Raw genomic sequence first — 18481 nt, 5'->3', positions numbered from 1 at the left:
TGATAGCAACTGAATTAGACAGCGAAGCTACATTGAGATTTGACCGATACTGTCGAACCGAGTCTTGATGGTTCAACATCAATCCTCTGCGCCATTTGTTCTTTTAACTCAGAAACGTGAGAAATAACACCGATCATGCGTCCAGTCTGTTGTAAATCCACTAACGTTTGAATGGCGAGATCCAAAGACTCTGGGTCTAAACTACCGAACCCCTCATCAATGAATAAAGTGTCTAAACGGATACCACCACTATAGGATTGCACAACATCCGACAAGCCAAGCGCCAATGCAAGCGCTGCCATAAACGATTCACCACCGGAAAGTGTTGCAACATCACGTGTTTTTCCTGTGTAGCCATCTTCAACCATTAAGTCTAAGCCGCGACCCGCAGCGCCTTTGAAGCCCTCTGTTTTTCGAGCAAGAATATAGCGCCCTTTACTCATGAGGCTTAAACGTTGAGAGGCCTGAATCAACACATCATCCAACAGTACACCAAGAACAAAGCGATGCAGGCTAACCCTGCTGCCTGTTTTACCGCTGGCAACGTCGTATAACGTACCAAACACTTTGTACTCTTCTTCTAACTTACTATTTTTCTCATGCAGCGTAGCAATATCTTTACGAACTTTTTCAATTCGCTCAAAGGTTGAGCGCGTGGTATCGAGCTGATTCCTTACTTCAATATACTGCGCCTGCAGAGTGGTTAAGCTGTCGTTAAGCGAATCCAAGTCCGGTCTTTCAAGCGCTTTCAATGCATGGTTTAAATCATGTAGTGTTTGTTCAAGCTTGGTTTGTGTCTGTTTGAAGTTGTCTATTTCTTTCTGCCACGCTTGAAGCTCATCATCTGTCACTCTGCTATTTAGATAACTGCTTTCATCCTCAAATTTACTCGCCTGTAATGCCTCATTCCACGCTAATTCTGCTTGGCTAAGCTTTTGTTCTGACTCAGATAGCCACTGCTTGTTCGTCACTAACTGACTTTCAGCATTCGATTGCGCTAATACCGCTTGCTGCAAAGCGTTTTGCGCCTTTTCTAAACCTGTATTCAAGGTCAGAATTTGCTCTTTTGTCAGCGTAATTTCGAGATCAAGCGCATCAACGGAACTGTATTTTGGATCGATAGAAGCTTGTAACTGAGTCAATTGTTCTTGGTTTGCTTGAACAGTTGATTCATTTGCCGCCATTTTATTCTGCAGCTCATGAATTTTGTTTTCACCCACTAAGCAGCGTTGATTAAGCTGCTCAACGTTCTTTTCTAGCTTTTCAATATCAATAGACTGTAGACGTAGAAGTTGATCATTAAGCGCCTGTAACTCAGTTTGAACCGTCGAGATCTCAGATGCTGCATGCTCACCAAGCTCTTCTTTCAACTGGTTACATTGATTCTGATACTGACTAATGACAACGTTATGTTGCTCTAGCTGATTACTTAGCTGGTTCAATGATGCTTGAGCTTCTCTTTCTTTCGCTCTAGCCGCCTGAACTTGCTCTTTTGTAACGATTTCTTCAACAAACGTTGCAGGGTTAGGATGCACTTGGCTGCCACATACCGGACATGCTTCCCCTGACTTTAGTCGCTGCGCTAATACTGCCGCTTGAGCGTTGTGCCACTTAAGCTCTATCGTATCAGCGGCTTGCTGACACTGCATATAGCGCTGACTGGCTTCCTGTAATGACTGCTGCTTGCTTACGGTTAACGCCGTGAGTTTAGAGAGCTCCAAAGTAAGACCATGCAGCTTTTGTAGATCCTGTAGGAGTCGTTGTTTTTGTTTTATTTCCGCATCGATGCTGCCAACAAGCGCAACATCTACTCGGGCTTGCTCTAGATCTTTCTGGCCCTGTTGCGCCTGAAACGCTAACTTGTCTTTCAGCTCTATGTACTGTTTTAACGTTGCTTCAAATTGTTGTTTTTGTTGATGACCTGCCGTTATTTTGCTTTCCAAGTTGGCTTTTTCAAGCAACTTGTCTTTCATGCTTTCAAGTTGATACTGCAGCTGCGTTAACTGTGGGACTTTTGCCGAGGCTTCTTTTGCACTTTGCTGCAAGTTTTCTTTTTCTTTCGTAACAGCATTGGCTTTATCAAGGCTCTCTTTCAAAGCAACTATTTTTTGTCTGAGATCTTGAGTTTGAGCTTTTGCATTTTGTAATGAAACGTAGGGTAATTCTATCTTATTGGCATTTTTAGCGTTTTCTAATTGCTGTTGACGAACTTTTATCGAGTCTGAGTGTTCTAGATGCAGCTTGAGTGCGTTTTCTGCTTGCTCTCGTTTCGAAAACTCTCCATTAATAGTTTCCGCTTTTTGTAATTCAGATTTAGCAATATTTAGCTTATCTAAAGAAGCTTGTTCATTCTTTCTATCGACTTCTAGCTGCTCAGCTGCTTGTTCAAGCTGGTGTAATAATTCCTGCTCTGAACTCACTCCTGCAACTTGTAAAGCGCCTCGAATTTGATTATCAAATTCATCTTTCGCTTTACTGATTGCGCTCGCTTTATCCTTGAGCGCGTACTCAATTTTTTTATATATGTCCGTTTGAAAGAGCTGACCAAAAATTTCTTCGCGCTCTTTAGAACTAGCAAGCAACAGCTCCCGGAATTTTCCTTGAGGCAATACCATTACTTGGCGAAATTGCGTTTCATTCAAACCAATAATATTGCTCACTTCTGTTTTAACCTGAGTCGTCTTGCTAGTGATGAGCTTTTCGGTCTCGCCGAGTTCATAAAGAGCCGCAGTGTGCTTTTTTACCGTCATCCCTTCACCACGCGCTTTGGGCGCTTCCTGCTCTGGAGATCGCACAACTCGGTATTGTTTGCCATGTAACGAAAATTCTAGAACGACTTCGGTTGGTAAGTCTTGCGCCGATAAGTCACATCGCATCTGGATGCCTTGCCGCTCATTACCGGTAGTTTCACCGTAAAGGGCAAAGCAAATGGCATCTAAGATCGACGTTTTACCTGAGCCTGTAGGACCATTAATCAAAAACAGAGGGTTACGGCCAAGCTTTTCAAAGTCAATGACTTCGGTTTTTGCAAACGGACCAAAGGCTTGCATGGTAAGTTTAATTGGTTTCATCTTTGGTCCCTATTGCTGTGATAATTGCTTAATAATGTCAGTAACGGCTTGTTCTTGCTCTTGGGATAATTGACTATCTTGTGCCTCAATAAAAAAGTCTCGGAACATATCAATTTCGCTTCGGGCCAACTTTGCTTGCGCCATTTCCTGCTCTACCCCAATTAACATACCCGGTTTCTCAAGATGTAAAACGTTTGGATACACCGAACGAAGCTTTTCCATTGGATTTAAAATCGCATGTTTATCCATCAAACGAACTAACAAATAATCTTCATTTTTAGGGTCAGTCTTGCCCTGCTCTATGACTTTATCTAGCTCTCCCTCAACAATGCGCATTTCATGAGGGGCAATTAGCTCAATATGTTTAGCAGAGACAAATCCTTTCTTGTCTAGTTCGACTAACGTGAAGCCTTTCTTCTGGTTCTGTTCACCAAAACTATACTTCATAAGTGAACCAGAATAACGGATATGCTCTGCGCCTTTCTTTTGAGGCTGATGTAAATGACCAAGTGCGACGTAGTCGAAATCCAAGAAATGCTCATGACTTACGCGATCAGAGCCACCAATAGATAGTGGTCGTTCAGAGTCAGACTCAATAGCACCATCAACAAAACAGTGGCTAACGAGAACACGCCTTTGCTCTGAAATGAAATGCTCTCTTATTTGCTCTACAAGCAGTTGATGTGCCTCATCATGAGTTGATACCGAAGTTTTGTAGGCAAATCTGACCTGTTCAGGGTCGTTATAAGGCATGCCATAAAACGCTACCTCACCCGCAGAGTCCGTTTTTATGATGATGGGAGTTAGCATATCTTCAAAGTTACTAACAATATGAAGGCCTGCATTTTTCATTTGCTCTGAGCCAAAACCTAATCGTTCTGCACCATCATGGTTGCCAGATATCAATATCATCGGTGTTTTCAGTTCAGTACAAATACGCTTCACGACTCGATTTAGCAGTTCTATTGCAACCGTTGGTGGCACCGAACGGTCATAAATATCTCCCGCCACTACAACGGCATCGACGGGGTTGTGTTCAATATAGTTAATCAGTTGTTCGAGTACTGCTTGTTGATCTTCGAGTAGTGATACATTGTGGAATTGTCGACCAAGATGCCAATCTGAGGTGTGGATAAACTTCATTCGAATTCACTTTCCGCCAAATCTTTAAGCAAGGTTTGCTCCTGCAAGAATCCGAATTTCAGCCGTGTAAACATCAGAGTATTACGTGACTGGCTGAATCTGGCACAAACCAAAGCTCAATTTATTTAATTTGGGTTAGGATATCTTGAGTCGAACAGCTTTTCATGTAGTTTATGTTCTATGGTTCACTATTTCACCGGAAAGCGAGAAGAACGTTGTATAAACACCTTTTAAGCAACATTAAGTGATGGTCTCGAGTAAACATAACCGTCACATTTAAACCATTAAAAGCCAACGTTTAGAAGGGACAAACTAGATCCAGAACTACTCGTTATGCCAATTGTATAGAACTCCCACCGTATAACCATCTGGCTCGATATCAGCTTGCAAAACGTGGAAGTCTGAGTTGAGGCTACTTCTTTGATGCTCCTCAATCATTAACACTTTTAAAACACCTCCGCATGCGCCCAGCCCTCCTAGTTTAACATCAATAAATTGATACTGAGTTTGATCGGTCACCCAGGGAGACAAGAGTTGCATAGCATTTAACCATCGCGGCTCATCTCCATCAATGGATAAATGCAACTCACTAAGTGAGTGATCACACCCTACTCCAAGTTGTTTGAACACTTTATCGACAGCAATGCTTTGTTGTTTGGTATCTAAATCAATTCGAACATCATCAGTAACAAGGCCGGACTGTTGAAAAAAGCACTTCGTCAAAATGATCGAGTTTTGAGATTTGGCATGCTCTTCTGCATCGCGAGCAATTTCTATAGCCAGTATCCAAGTTGCTTGTGTTTCGTTAACTTCACGGTTTATCCGATTTAGCGCCATCAAGAACGCCGCTTGACCATAAGGATAAAAATAAATTTCTCTATTAGCAGAGTTACCAAGGATAAGAGAAAACTCGTTTATCAATGCCTTAAGCAAGCTTTTATCTACCGAAGACGGTAAAAGAACACAGATATTCCCTTTGATATCACTTTGCTCCAGTATCTCGCGCTTAGAGCGCACAAGATTTAATATCTGCTCATACAGTGATTGATCAGGATAGGATCTTGGTGTTTCTGCGGGCAATCTAAAACATTCGTTAGCTATATCACGAACAGTGTATGGCCTGCCATTAATGGCAAGAAGATGAGTTTGAAATGCGAGTGGCATCTAGCCTCCGATTAAAACCGTAGGCATGCCAGACAGAATTTTACCACCATGAGACGTTGAATCCCCGACCCTTGCCGCTGGCTTACCGTTGATTGTAACGCTAGAAGAGCCTGCTGAGATGCTATCCGGAGGACCTATACAGATAAGCTTATCTCCCTGCCTAGCCGCTGGAATGCCGCCAATTGTCACGTTTGGCGAGCCAACTACGACCGGGCCACCTACATGAGGAATTTTTCCTGTTTTTTTAGGACAAAGATGAAAGCTGCCCAATATTGCGGCTGGTTTACCCACTTTAAATCACCTTAGTTCAATGAAATTTGCCCAGCTTTAAGAGCGATAGCAGAGCCGTTAATAGATATTTTATTGCCTTTGATGTTGATTTCTCCGGAACTAGACATCTGAATCGAAGCGCCACCGACTTTGATCTCGATACTCTTTCCTGCATTAAAAGACAACACTTCACCCGTTTCATTAGAAAAGTTTTTACCTACTTTCAAGGTCGCATTCTTGCCAACCTCTTGATTGACATCATTCGTCACTTTTTCGGTTTTACTGTTTTCAACGGCAATATCAACACAGTCCTCAACTAGCATTTGGAAAAGTTTTTCGGCATGAAGATAGATGTGTTCTTCACCGGGTTTGTCATCAAAGCGCAACTCATTAAAATTAGATGTGCCTTTTTGTACAGAACGCGATTTATAACCACTTTGAGAGCTTTGCTCTGGTAACGTGTAGGGAGGGAGTTGACTACCATTGTACAGTGACCCCGTAACAATTGGCTGGTCAGGATCGCCATTGACAAACTCGACGATGACCTCTTGTCCTACTCTAGGATGAAACACCGAGCCCCATCCGTTACCCGCGATATTTTGCGCAACACGAATCCAACATGAACTGTTTACATCGTATTTGCCAACACGATCCCAGTGAAACTGAACTTTAATACGACCGTGTTTGTCTATGTAAATTTCGCCATCTTTGTTTCCCGTTACCACTGCGGTTTGCAAACCTTTCATCTGAGGTTTCGGATAGTTCACAGAAGGGCGAAGGATTGTTTTTGAGTCAACACAACTAAATGATACTTTAACACCTTGCGCAGCAGTGCCACCTTGACCAGTCTGATTATAAACAGCCGCAGATAAAAAAACGGAGGACAGTACGTATTCTTTGCCGACTCGAGACTTATCTTCATGCTTTTTAAACTTAAAGCACTTTCCCACACTGAACGTTCGACACGTTGTCTCGCCACGGCACAGATATGCGTTTTGCTGTAGTGCTTCTATAGCGTGCGTGTTTCTAAGTGCGTATTGATCATCACTTTCCGTTTCACCCATGTATTCAAAATACTCGCTTTCAGGCACGGTAAAAAAATCACTTTCACCCTTGGCAGTATTTTTAGGATTAGACGAAGGCTTAAGCATGTTATAGCCAGACTTTTGGCTTGCTTTAGTCGTCAAAACTTGGGTTTCATGCCAAGAAGAGATATGGCTAGACTTAGCTGTACCTGTATCAAAATCGACTAAAAACTCTGTACCCGGCTTATAGAAACTGATGTCGTCAAAAATCTTAAGCGTGTGGACAGACTTAGTGTGTGTGAAACAGAACGATAGCCCTTCTTCTGACAATAAGCGTCGGACAAATTCAAGGTCTGACTCTTCATATTGCACTTTGTATGTGTATTTAGGGTACGACTTAGTTAACTCAAAACTAAAGGCGACACTATGCTCCGAGAGTACTTCGGAGATAATTTCTTTTATATCTTTATGCTGAAATATTCTGCAATTTTTTCTGTAATCGGCGAAACGTAATTTAGGCTCTATTAATAACTCTATATTTTTATAATTCTCACCATTATGAGTATTAGAAACTCGTTGCCCTTCTAATCTTGCAGCAGATACATAACCATGTATATAACGAGGTTTTGAAGAAACATCCTCACTATTTTCAAGGGTAATTGTTACTTCTTTACCAATTATTTCGTTTAACTCACTTCGTTGATCATTAAAGTAAGCTTTAGCACGCAATGAAAAAAGTTCTGAGATCTCTTCTCTATACTCAAATGAGTTTAGTATGATGGCATCTTTTCCGAATGGAGAGGAAATTCGGATGAAATTGTTATCTTGAGTTGCTCTTTTCATTAAATACTTCTTTCAAAAAATGCGGGGGAATATTCCCCCGCATAAAAATTACATTTGTTGACCTTTAACACCGCTGTAGCCGTATACCAATGGCGCAGAAGTGTTGTTTTTATCGTCAGTAGGAGTCACCGTCATCATCATTTCAGTGTAAGAAATAGTGATGGTTTCAACTGGACGATCATCCTGGATAGAAACTGAGTAGTTAGAAATCATCGCATCAGTCAGTTCGATCTTCATGATTTCTTCAACTTTCTCACCCTGCTTAGTAATATGGAAAACCGCAGGTTTACCTTTACCAATTGTCGCTTCTTTAAATAAGTCAGGAGAAGAACGGTCTTGAAGTTTAGTGATAGTCAAATCATATAGACGAGTAGCGCTCGCTTCACGGTCCATCGCTGTACCAGTGTATGATGAGATCTCACGACCTACACTCCAATCTACAGATAGTAGTGTAATCAAATCTTTATATTGCTCGGCAGTTGCCTCACCCTTAATATCTGCGTATTTAAGATACGTATTAGACTGCATGCTAATCTCCTATAGCATTATTAATTGACATATATCGTAGTAATTTAATTATCTGACGTTTGATGATAATTAGTGATTAATGTATCAAAAACTTCATTTTAAATACGCCTTGTTATATCTTTAAATAAGACTTAATTTAAGCGTTTTTTATAAAAAATAATAGTTAATATGAACCAACTCCCAATTATTATTGAGAGTGTAAAGGATGTTAAACTATTGAGACATCAAGTCCACTAGTTGTACCTTTAACAATAATTTCATCAAACGTCTTATCATTAAGAATTGCATGCAATATTTCATGAGAAATCTTAGGAAGTAATGTGTTTTCTATGGTTGTCTGTACCACACGTGCACCGCTCCCCGACTCATTACTATTGTCTACAATATCATTAATTAGTTCTTCATCAAAAAATAGGTCAGCGCCGTAATTTTTACGAATGCGATTCGTAACTTTGGCTAATTTTAATTTTGTTATTTCTATCAATACTTCTCTTGATAGAGGCAAATAAGGTAATACATTAACACGTCCTAAAAATGCAGGTTTAAAGTCAACCAACAAATCGTCACGCAAAGCATCTTTTAGTGCTGAAGGTTCTGGAGATAAATCAGGATCAGAATACAACGACATCGTCGTTTCGGTCCCTGTATTCGCGGTCATAATAATAATAGTGTTTTTAAAATCTATATCGCGACCTTCACCATCTTTAATTGAGCCTTTATCGAATACCTGATAAAAAATATCTTGAACTCCAGGGTGTGCTTTTTCCATTTCATCCAAGAGAATCACACTATAAGGTTTGCGTCTGACGGCTTCAGTAAGTACACCACCTTCGCCATACCCAACATAACCTGGAGGCGAGCCTAATAATAAGGAAACTTTGTGCTCTTCTTTAAACTCGGACATATTGATAGTTGTGACATTCTCTTCACTGCCGTACACTTTCTCTGCAATAGCTAAAGCAGATTCAGTTTTACCCACTCCACTTGGTCCCGTGAGAAGAAATACACCATTTGGTCGTGTCTCATCCGTGAGCTGTGCACTGGCAGTTTTTATCACTTCAGACATGACTTCCAAAGCGTGCTCCTGTCCGACAACTCGTTTACACAAACTCTCTTTCAAACTCAGTACTGCTTGGATTTCATCATCCTGGAGTTTGCCCAGTGGTATCCCGGTCCAATCTGAAATTACTTCTGCAATAAGCGCTTCATTGACATGCGAAAATACTAATGGCTGCGAGTTAGCGGAGAGGCTACTTTCGAGCTCCTGTAACTTGTCCCTAGCAGTCTCAGAACCCTCCTTGATTATTTGAGCTCTAAGTGACTTAGCTTCACTTACCCACTCTTTTTCTTTCTCCCACAGCGTCTCTAGTTCAACTATTTCACTAGATAGAACATCAATCTCTTTTCTGACATCTTGCAACTGCATATCAAGAGGTGCACCTAGCTGACTTTCTTGGCTTAGGTGCTCATATTCAGCTTGCTTGGCTTTTAGTTTATTCCTTTTCGCATCTAGACCTCCCGGTGTAGACGATTGACTTAACGCGACTCGCGAGCAGGCTGTGTCTAAAACAGACACAGCCTTATCTGGCAGTTGTCGGCCATTAATGTATCGAGCTGAGAGTTGAACGGCAGCATTGAGGGCCTGGCTAGTGATGTGGACGTCATGGTGTTGTGCCATTACGTCAAGTAAACCACGTAACATCTCGATCGCTAGATCCGGCGCTGGCTCGTCGACCTTCACTACTTGAAAGCGTCTGGTAAGAGCCGCGTCTTTTTCAAAATACTTTTTATATTCTGCCCAAGTTGTTGCTGCGATCGTTCTGAGTTCACCTCTCGCTAACGCTGGCTTTAGAATATTCGCTGCATCACCTTGTCCAGCTTGTCCCCCACCACCAATCAGACCATGTGCTTCATCGATAAACAAAATAATGGGTTGTGGTGCGTCGTTAACTTCTTTCACAAGGTTTTTAAGTCTGTTTTCAAACTCACCTTTCATGCCAGCACCAGCTTGCAATAACGCCAGATCCAAAGACTTAATCGCTACATTTTGTAGAGCAGGAGGTACATCGCCATCAATAATCTTTTGCGCCAAGCCTTCAACAACGGCTGTTTTTCCAACGCCAGCTTCACCAGTTAAAATCGGGTTGTTTTGTCGACGTCTTAATAAGATGTCGATCATTAAGCGGATTTCATTGTCTCTACCAATAACCGGATCTATCTTACCTTCCCTAGCCTGCTCAGTAAGATCTGTTGTAAATTGATTCAGCGCAGAGTTCGCGTTTGATTTCCCTAGATCATTCGATCCTGATTGACGCGTATTACTTTCTTTAAAGTTCAATAACCGAGATGGTTCTATCTTGTTTAGCTCAGGGCTAATCGAACCAGCCATGTTGACTAACGTATCATCGGACAAGTAGGCAAATAAAAGATGAATGCAATTCAACTGCTCCTGATTGAATTCAATCGTTGCCGATAGCAAAGCATTTTGCATCACAGTCACTGTGTGAGCTGAAAGACCTGGGACCGATTGACATCCCGTTTTGTATTTTTCAAGTGTCTTTTGAAGATCAGTTTCAACCTTGATTTTATCGACATCAAATTCGTCGAAAACTTCTGAATAAATATCGGCAGGATGTTGAATAATCGTCATTAACCAGTGAGACATTTCAATACTGTGATGGGTTCGAGAGCTTGCCATCGCAGCTGCTTGTTCAAGTGTTTCCTTAGCCTGAGGAGACAATCTTTCGACCAACGCTGGAAGTGAGAGTGAAGCCATTATGTTTCCTTTAAATAGTAATTGTTATGGTTCGATCTTTTGTGCGTTTATGTTTTTTAAGTACAGAACCAACACCTAACTGACCATGTTTTTTTGATAAACAAACTTGAGGTAATAAACTATGTTTGGTGGTGAGCTGCCATTTCACTTGCTTATGCTTACCAATAAATTCATAAGCCGCACGTTTAATAATTTCTACATTTGGATGGTTAGGCAGTAGTTTACTAACCAGATCTTTGTGCTTTGGCAGAAACTCGATCGTTGTTCCTGCGTTTATATTCCAAGCTTTCGAGCCTAAGGATGCTCCGGAACCAAGTTGAGCAAACTGCCCTTCTGGCATAGTTCGAGATGAAAGACGTGTTTGCTCTTCTTTTGCAAGATGTAGCCACTGCCCTTGAAACTCATGAATCTTTACTTGGCATCCAGATAAACATTCAAGAACACTTTTTAGTCCAGCTTTGCTTCTCGTCGGTGAAGCAAAAACACCACCATAATACAGGGACAACGAACTACCCTGGCCAGTTAATGCCGACTTACAATCTTCTAAAGGTGAACGTAATCCCTGTGCATGAGCACGAGACTGAACGGTCAATTGACTCAGTTGCCAGCATCGATAGTAAAGAGACAGTAAACGATGGTTAAAAATATCGTAGAAGTCCACCATTGCCGTATCGCCTTCTTTTTGACGATGCAAAGCTAACTCGCTGTAGTGCTGAGGAAGCACCCCCTGCTCACCCGTTAGGCCTATTAAATTGGTTTCAAGTGCTAGCTTGTGGCTATCAATATGTTTTAGATCGCAAAGCTGCGCATTTTCAAAACCTAACGATGGATTGACCTTTAAGTTTAGTTTTTCATGCTTCGGTAGAGCATCTGTCCCTATTTGTGCCTCGGCTTGCAAGATCTCGTGTTCGATAAGGTGCATTGCTTCAAACAACGGATGTTGCTTTAGATCTCGATAAAATTGCTCCGCGATCATAGCAACACCTTATCGCCAGTTAATGCAGGCCATAAGTGGAAGGTCTTTCCCGTTGACTTAAGTCTTATTTCTAGCTGCGTAAAAATGTTAATTTCAGCATATTGTGCAAAGTAAACGGATAGCACACTACCTAGGAGGAAGATTTGCTCTTTAGGTAAAATTTGATCAGAAACCGTCAAAATGATTTTTATACCGTGCGCAAAACCAACTTTACCTTTCTGACTGACTCTACCTGTAGTCGGCTCGAACTCTAGCTTCGCTAAAGCATCAATTACCGCTTTCGTTTCTGCGGTCCCAGAAAACGCGTAGAGATTCAGGGTTTGCTTCAAAGTTGTTAATCCATCTTCTTCGGTAAAGTGGTTTAAAGTTAGAAGCTTAGTTAGCTGCCATCGTGTACTTTCATCCATTTCTGGCCGGAGGGTTTCTGATATAGAAACTAAACAACGAACTGACTCGAAGTTGTCATTTACTTCCGGCAAAGAGACTTTTGGAAGACCACCTCCAAATGGAAGCTTCTGCGCTAAATTACGATTGCAGCACTCAGCTTCAACGTACATTAACCAGTTTTCTCGGCTCTCCGGACTGAACAATTGATGCCTTTTATCAACAAAAGAAATGTAAGTTTCCCTACCCGGTTCATCGTATCCACCAGCCCAATTTTTATCCTCACGTCTCATCAACCAATAAATTTCACTGGCGTTCATATAATGCGTGTGCTCACCAGCGTGATAACATGGCAGGTTGTGATACGTTTTGTTCCAGTTTCTCAACGTTACGTCAGAAATAGAGACAACCTCATTACTCTCGGCTTCCTGGTATTGCGGTGATAAGTGGTAATCGTACTCGGTTGGTAGAATACGCTTGGGCTCCATAACACTTTTAAATAAGTTGACCACTGGTACACAACCAACCATCAAGCTCTCTTCATCCACTTGCTTAGGAAGCCAATCATCATTGGTATCAAAGTAAAAATACAGTTCAGCTTGCTCTCCAAGAGCTAGTTCTGATAATCCGAGTTCAGTGATATCAAAGAACATGAACTTCTCAGGAAAGTGCAGATACTCAACAAGTAATCTTGCTCCCGAAAAGCTTCTCTTACTGTATGGAACAACCTTCTCATCTTCTGAAAATCCCACTTCAATAAGATGCCTTTTCGTTAAAGAACGAACTTCTTTGCCACCCGCAACGACAGATAAACCAATTAGATTTTGAAATAGCATTTGGTAAAGTTTAAACGTCAACTGAGATTGCCCGTTTAAATAAAAGCGCAACCGTTCTAATCCCATGTCACTCAGAGATGTCTCTTCATCTTGGGCGGTGAGCTGGATTTTCAAAACTGAATGAGCATGGCTTTCCCATTGGGAGCCCACCGATTTAAGCGGTGCGTTTTTGAAAGCGCCAGAGGTCACATCAACAGGGTACATTCTGACCGGATAACAGGTTCTAAACTCGCATTCGTGGTATCCAGGAGCACCGATAACGACTCGCTCACCTTCTTCTACGTCAAAAAAAGAGGAAGTGGAGCTAGAGCAGTTCATCTTAATGACGGACATTGATGGAATTGGTGCGTGAAAATCCGGATATAACTGCCCCATCAAAGATTCAGTGAACTGAGGATAACTATTGTCTAAACTTTGTCTAATCCTTGCCGTTAGAAATGCACAGCCTTCTAGCAATCTTTCTACATGTGGATCGTCAACCTGCTCCTCACTGATACGGAGTCTCGCAGCGATCTTAGGATACTGCTCCCCAAACTCTTGTCCTTTGTGACGTAAATAAGCTAACTCGCGATTATAGTATTTGAGAAACTCTTCACTCATTTCGCTCTACTCAGTTTCATACCTAAATTTACCGGCTCTACTTCAGAATTGAATCGCACTTCATGAATGCTGTTATCGATTAAGCAAGTGGCGCTAATTTGTAACCTCAACACCCTATCAATAGCGTTTTTCTCGTCCGAAATCTGGACATAAGGATTCCTTAACCTAGGCTCGAACTCTTTAATTGCATCATGAACAATGTCACAAAGCTGATTCTGCCCCTCTTGGCTGCTATAAGGCATCGAGGAAAAATCTGGCAGACCATAATTCAATATTGAATAGCGAACCTCTAAAAGGTCATCAGGAATGTTTTTCCATCCGATACGACTATTTAACATAGACTCCAGATCTCTAAGCAAGCTGTTCAACATCTGTTGTTGGCTCGTAGGGAAGTCTTTTTCATCTCTAGTTGAAGGATCACTATCCATCAATTTGTCGAGCAGAGAAACAGTTAAAGACATGTTATTATTACGCTATTTGTTTCGACTCTAACAATGTAGTCAAGTCACAGATTGGGAGGGCTGAATCACCAACTAGCCAACATTTTTGGCCTAAACCCACGAAGGATTCTTGCTCACCAAGCTGTTTCCAATCCGTTTCTCGACCTAGCTTTTGTGCGTCAGTTTCTGAGTCAACATAAGTCAATGGCATATGGCCTTCTCCTTCGCCAAGTCCGTCAATATCAAACTCTACAGGTCGCCAAATACTTTCTAATAAAGAGGTAGGGGCTTTTATTTCTAGTGCTTGAATGCTAGAAATTGGAACAAGAAAATAGTTACCCGCGGTGGAAAACAGTTCAATGTAACCACCTAAACGATCATCAATATCCCTAGCATCTTCATAGTTTGTACCGTTTATGTTAAAGCCTTTAATAGTACGCTGCTCTTCAATGCTATGCGCTAGGTGTGACGCTTCTGCATAGTCTTGATTTCCGAGAGCAAGGTTAAAGCGAACAAGCTCTTTAGTGAATTCCTCGTCACCTAATACCTTGGCACTAGCCGCACCGTCGATAAAATCTTTTCTAGCCTGGGCCGCTTTCACTAAATGTCGCAACTGACTTGCACCAGGTAGATACTCAGGAAACAATTTGATCGATTGCATAAGTTGCTCATCCGCACGCTCGAAGTCTCCATCAATGCAAAGCAGCTCAATGAACGAGCTTCTCAAGCTTGCATCTTTAGGCGCCGCTTTAATTTCATCAATTAATAGCTCTAGAGCTTGTTGCAATTGGCCTTGGGACAAAGCATTTTTCCATTGGGTCATTGTTATTTCCTTACACCAAGTGCTCTGGTGATAATTCAGTAATTAATTTAATGCTAGATACCATTTGATCGAGCTGGAAGTGCGGTCGCAAATGGATGACAGAGTAATAGTGTCCTGGAGTTTCTCTTTTCTCTCGAACCGTAATTTTCGCTTCATTTAAGGGGTACTTCGCCCTAAGTTCATCAGATGCTTCATCCGACGCGGTAGTGTACTGATGCAACCATCGTTGAAAGTCCCGCTCTAAGCTTTCTGCATCTTGATACCCACCAATCTTGTCACGCCCCATAACCTTGAGATAATGTGCGACTCGCGACACACACAACGTGTACTGCAACATCGACGTGAGCTTTGCATTCGTTGAAATGTGTTTTTCTGCATATTGCTTAGGCTTGTAGAGAGATACATTCGAGGTCATCCCTACCATATCGGTTTCAGGTACAGGAGAAATAGAAATGAAACCGCATTCAGACAACTCTTGTTCTTTTCTCTCAGAGATCTTTAAGTTTAAAGGACATCTTTCACGGTCATTCTTGCCATTAACACGCATTTTGTTCCTAGTAGGAGCGACGATAATACCCTGACTATAATCCCCTTGCTTAATGCCTCGCATGTGCGTAAACCACCCATGCTCCTGAAACGCTCTAATTGATACGGCCGCAAAACAATACGCGCTACTCCCCCATAGCAAATCGCGATTAGAGTCGTAAACATGCTCTTGAAAGTCGAACTGATCGTTGCGCGAACCATCACTTTTATATGGCTGACGGAATAAAACATTCGGCGCAGTCAGGCCAATAAATTTGGTATCATCGTTGTCTCTCAAACTGCGCCATTTTGCGTAATCTGCCTGTTCAAATTGGGCCGCAATATCTCTTATCGCAGAGAGCTGTGAAAAACTGTCAACACCAAACATCTCCGGCGATGCTGACATAATGAACGGGCTGAATGCTGCCGCTGCAGACTGAGAGATCTTGCTGAGCACAGACAGATCTCTATCAAAATAATTTTTACTCGCATCACAACGAAGTTGATAATCGCCAACTACCACGCCAAAGGGTTCTCCCCCGGCCATGCCATATTCATTTTGATAGAGCAGCTTAAATAGTGCTGATTGGTCAAACTCGATGGCTTTTAGTGCATCTTTACTGACTTCATTCCATGTTGCCGCCAACACCTTGACTTTGACGGAGTCTGATGAGCGAGTGTCGACCTGTTCGCATAAATACCTCACGCCGATCCAACCTCTTTCGAGTTGTTGAAACTCAGGATGATGTATTATTTCGTTTAATTGAGATCCTAATAGCTCATCAATTCGGTTTATCGTGTTCATCACACTATGACGAAAACTGTCCAAATCTCTTGAACGCGTACCTTCTAGCCAAATTCGAGCTGACTCTACAAGATCAGAAGATTCATTGAATCGAGTCAACCACGGGCTATCAAGCTCAGCATAGCCTCCTGTGCTGAATTCATGCTTTAGCTTACTGGGATCGCGAAAGTTAAGTGACACTGCTATTTCCATCTAGAACATAACGATTTGGTATGGCTGGCCTTACGACCAGCCAATTCATTTCTTATCCACCCGACTGAGGGATCTTTGCAACAAGTCGCAAAGATGTCGTCAATTCTTCCATTTGCAGCCAAGGCTTAAGCCATGCTACAGCATTGTAAGAACCTGGTGCGCCTGGGATTTCCTTAACCTGGACACGAGCATCTGCTAGAGGGTATTTCGCTCGGATCTCCTGACCACCACCCTCTGAAGCATTTACATAGCCTAGAATCCAGCGGTTCAACCAAGACTCAACGTCTTCTGCTTCCATAAAGCTACCGATTTTATCTCGAGCCATTACCTTCAAATAATGCGCAAAACGAGATGTCGCCATCATGTAAGGTAGACGTGCTGAAATCGCCGCATTAGCCGTTGCTTCTGGAGATTCGTGGTTCGCCGGTTTTTGACAGGTTTGCGCACCAAAGAACACCGCATAGTTGGTGTTTTTGTAGTGACAAAGCGGTAAGAAACCAAGTTTACCCAGCTCTGCCTCACGCCGGTCGGTAATACCAATCTCTGTTGGACACTTCATATCAGGATCGCCATCATCACTCATGAAGAAATGTGTTGGCAAATTATCCACTCGACCACCACCTTCTGCACCACGGATAGCTGTACAGAATCCATATTTTGAGAAGGCGTCTGTTAACTTAACACCAAGAACATACGAAGAGTTCATCCAACAGTAGTCATTATGCTCAGCATTGACAGCAATACCTGACACTGGATCTACTTCGAACTCTTCAAATCCAAATTCCTCAACTGGAGCAGTGGCTTGTCCGTATGGCAAACGAGCCAGAACTTTCGGCATAGTCAGGCTAACAAAACGTGAATCAGCACTCTCACGGAACGAACGCCATTGAGCGTATTCTAGCGACTCAAAGACCTTGTCTAGATCGCGTGGTTTTGACAGTTCAGTCCACTCATCAAAACCAAATAGTGCTGGTGAGGCCGCGGACAAGAATGGGGAGAAGCCTGAAGCGGCTACATTTGACATTAGGCGCAGCGACTCAATATCCTCTGGGTGGTTGGTAAACTCATAGTCACCAATTAATGCACCATAAGGTTCACCACCTGCACTGCCAAACTCAGACTCGTAAACTTTCTTAAAGATCTGGCTTTGGTCAAATTCAACCGCTTTACTCAAGTCTTTATGTAACTCTTTCTTGGTCATACTCATCATGCGAATTTTCAGAGTAGAGCTCGTCTCTGAGTTCATCACTAGATAATTTAAACCACGCCAAGAACCTTCAAGTTTCTGTAATTCAGGATGATGCATTACTTCAGACAACTGATCAGAAATCTGTTTATCAAGTAAATTAATCGCTTCACGAAAAGTTACCGTTAGGTTTTTGTTCCAAGTAACCGTCCCTTTCATCGCTTCTTCAGTGAGCGTTTTAATTAGCTCTTCAGCACGAGAGGCTTCTGTCTGCTTAGTTGCACCAATAGCTTGATCTAAAAATGAAGTTGTTTGTTCATTAACAGTTGGATCTAACTGCTTTTCAGCTTCAGTCGTCATTATTCCGCTCCTTCAGTACTGTCTGACTTCGCTTTCTTGCCAAGATCTAACTCGCCCGCAAGTTTTGCCAGATTGTCTGTGTTGTTCAAAACATCCTCTAAGATGTTTTCAAGCTCTTCAGAACGGTCAACTTTTGTCATCAAATCACGCAGTTTATTACGCGTTTCCATCAGTTGGCGCAGTGGATCAACTTGATTTACGATCGCAGCGGGCTCAAAGTCTTGCATTGATTTAAAGTTCAAATCCACCTCAAACTGTGAATCGTCGTTCGCAAGCTTATTCGCAACTTTGAACTTAACCGATGGGTTCATCTTTTTGAGCACATCATCGAAGTTGTCTCGATCGATCTGAATAAAACGGCGGTCTTTCAAAGGCTTCAACGCTTCAGTGTTTTGACCAGCGAAGTCACCCATTACACCTACAACAAAAGGTAGCTCTTTCTTAAGAGTTGTACCTTCAGTTTCAACATCATAGGTAATGTGGACACGAGGCTTCCGTACTCGTGACAGTTTCGAGTGGATACTCGTCATACCA

The 18481-nt window shown here is 42.1% G+C and carries 14 protein-coding genes; all 14 read right to left on the bottom strand.

The features are described from left to right. Positions 1-14: 14 nt before the first annotated feature. Positions 15-3071, bottom strand: coding sequence for an AAA family ATPase (locus F7Y48_RS08765; RefSeq protein WP_258507464.1), 3057 nt, complete (start codon positions 3069-3071; stop codon positions 15-17). Between the two features lie 9 nt (positions 3072-3080). After that, on the bottom strand, positions 3081-4214 hold the full coding sequence (locus F7Y48_RS08760; RefSeq protein WP_012842192.1) for an exonuclease SbcCD subunit D: 1134 nt from the start codon (positions 4212-4214) through the stop codon (positions 3081-3083). 324 nt (positions 4215-4538) lie between these two features. Then, positions 4539-5378, bottom strand: a complete 840-nt coding sequence (locus tag F7Y48_RS08755) for an NAD/NADP transhydrogenase subunit beta (RefSeq protein ID WP_167427554.1) — start codon at positions 5376-5378, stop codon at positions 4539-4541. Beyond that, the gene (locus F7Y48_RS08750; RefSeq protein WP_005375969.1) at positions 5379-5669 is read right to left on the bottom strand and encodes a PAAR domain-containing protein; all 291 of its coding nucleotides are present in this window, start codon (positions 5667-5669) and stop codon (positions 5379-5381) included. Between the two features lie 11 nt (positions 5670-5680). Continuing rightward, positions 5681-7516: a type VI secretion system tip protein TssI/VgrG gene (gene tssI / locus F7Y48_RS08745; protein ID WP_258507462.1), complete on the bottom strand. Its 1836-nt coding sequence runs from the start codon at positions 7514-7516 to the stop codon at positions 5681-5683. A gap of 48 nt (positions 7517-7564) precedes the next feature. Further along, the gene (locus F7Y48_RS08740) at positions 7565-8044 is read right to left on the bottom strand and encodes an Hcp family type VI secretion system effector (RefSeq protein ID WP_005375967.1); all 480 of its coding nucleotides are present in this window, start codon (positions 8042-8044) and stop codon (positions 7565-7567) included. A gap of 208 nt (positions 8045-8252) precedes the next feature. Further along, positions 8253-10820, bottom strand: coding sequence for a type VI secretion system ATPase TssH (gene tssH / locus F7Y48_RS08735; protein ID WP_258507460.1), 2568 nt, complete (start codon positions 10818-10820; stop codon positions 8253-8255). A 10-nt stretch (positions 10821-10830) separates the two neighbouring features. Then, positions 10831-11796, bottom strand: a complete 966-nt coding sequence (tssG, locus tag F7Y48_RS08730) for a type VI secretion system baseplate subunit TssG (protein ID WP_258507458.1) — start codon at positions 11794-11796, stop codon at positions 10831-10833. After that, entirely contained in the window at positions 11793-13616 is a 1824-nt protein-coding gene (tssF, locus tag F7Y48_RS08725) for a type VI secretion system baseplate subunit TssF (protein ID WP_258507456.1), read from the bottom strand. Before tssF ends, tssG begins: the two co-directional genes overlap by 4 nt. After that, complete coding sequence (gene tssE / locus F7Y48_RS08720) at positions 13613-14077, bottom strand: type VI secretion system baseplate subunit TssE (RefSeq protein ID WP_012842186.1); 465 nt, start codon at positions 14075-14077, stop codon at positions 13613-13615. Before tssE ends, tssF begins: the two co-directional genes overlap by 4 nt. Positions 14078-14084: 7 nt before the next feature. Beyond that, positions 14085-14879 (bottom strand): type VI secretion system accessory protein TagJ, encoded by a 795-nt coding sequence (locus F7Y48_RS08715; protein WP_256894166.1) that lies wholly within the window; start codon positions 14877-14879, stop codon positions 14085-14087. A gap of 10 nt (positions 14880-14889) precedes the next feature. Next, positions 14890-16401 (bottom strand): type VI secretion system contractile sheath large subunit, encoded by a 1512-nt coding sequence (gene tssC / locus F7Y48_RS08710; protein WP_258507453.1) that lies wholly within the window; start codon positions 16399-16401, stop codon positions 14890-14892. A 52-nt stretch (positions 16402-16453) separates the two neighbouring features. Then, complete coding sequence (gene tssC, locus F7Y48_RS08705) at positions 16454-17947, bottom strand: type VI secretion system contractile sheath large subunit (protein ID WP_005396386.1); 1494 nt, start codon at positions 17945-17947, stop codon at positions 16454-16456. Beyond that, positions 17947-18477 carry a type VI secretion system contractile sheath small subunit gene (tssB, locus tag F7Y48_RS08700; RefSeq protein WP_005396385.1) on the bottom strand — a complete coding sequence of 177 codons (531 nt, stop codon included), beginning with the start codon at positions 18475-18477 and terminating at the stop codon, positions 17947-17949. The genes tssC (F7Y48_RS08705) and tssB overlap by 1 nt, the downstream gene beginning before the upstream one ends. Positions 18478-18481 lie beyond the last annotated feature (4 nt).

Source organism: Vibrio sp. 2-1-2a (genome assembly GCF_032648565.1).
GTDB classification, from domain to species: Bacteria; Pseudomonadota; Gammaproteobacteria; order Enterobacterales; family Vibrionaceae; genus Vibrio; species Vibrio diabolicus.
Note: the sequence above shows the minus strand (reverse complement) of the source record. Positions and strands in the feature narration are given on the sequence as shown.

Bases quoted from the DNA above. Each gene is read 5' to 3' on its own strand.
- F7Y48_RS08760 (WP_012842192.1), bottom strand. From the start codon at position 4,214: ATGAAGTTTATCCACACCTCAGATTGGCATCTTGGTCGACAATTCCAC.
- tssE (WP_012842186.1), bottom strand. From the start codon at position 14,077: ATGTCTTTAACTGTTTCTCTGCTCGACAAATTGATGGATAGTGATCCT.
- tssB (WP_005396385.1), bottom strand. From the start codon at position 18,477: ATGACGAGTATCCACTCGAAACTGTCACGAGTACGGAAGCCTCGTGTC.
- tssC (WP_005396386.1), bottom strand. From the start codon at position 17,947: ATGACGACTGAAGCTGAAAAGCAGTTAGATCCAACTGTTAATGAACAA.
- tssF (WP_258507456.1), bottom strand. From the start codon at position 13,616: ATGAGTGAAGAGTTTCTCAAATACTATAATCGCGAGTTAGCTTATTTA.
- F7Y48_RS08740 (WP_005375967.1), bottom strand. From the start codon at position 8,044: ATGCAGTCTAATACGTATCTTAAATACGCAGATATTAAGGGTGAGGCA.
- F7Y48_RS08715 (WP_256894166.1), bottom strand. From the start codon at position 14,879: ATGACCCAATGGAAAAATGCTTTGTCCCAAGGCCAATTGCAACAAGCT.
- F7Y48_RS08765 (WP_258507464.1), bottom strand. From the start codon at position 3,071: ATGAAACCAATTAAACTTACCATGCAAGCCTTTGGTCCGTTTGCAAAA.
- tssC (WP_258507453.1), bottom strand. From the start codon at position 16,401: ATGGAAATAGCAGTGTCACTTAACTTTCGCGATCCCAGTAAGCTAAAG.
- F7Y48_RS08755 (WP_167427554.1), bottom strand. From the start codon at position 5,378: ATGCCACTCGCATTTCAAACTCATCTTCTTGCCATTAATGGCAGGCCA.
- tssH (WP_258507460.1), bottom strand. From the start codon at position 10,820: ATGGCTTCACTCTCACTTCCAGCGTTGGTCGAAAGATTGTCTCCTCAG.
- tssI (WP_258507462.1), bottom strand. From the start codon at position 7,516: ATGAAAAGAGCAACTCAAGATAACAATTTCATCCGAATTTCCTCTCCA.
- tssG (WP_258507458.1), bottom strand. From the start codon at position 11,796: ATGATCGCGGAGCAATTTTATCGAGATCTAAAGCAACATCCGTTGTTT.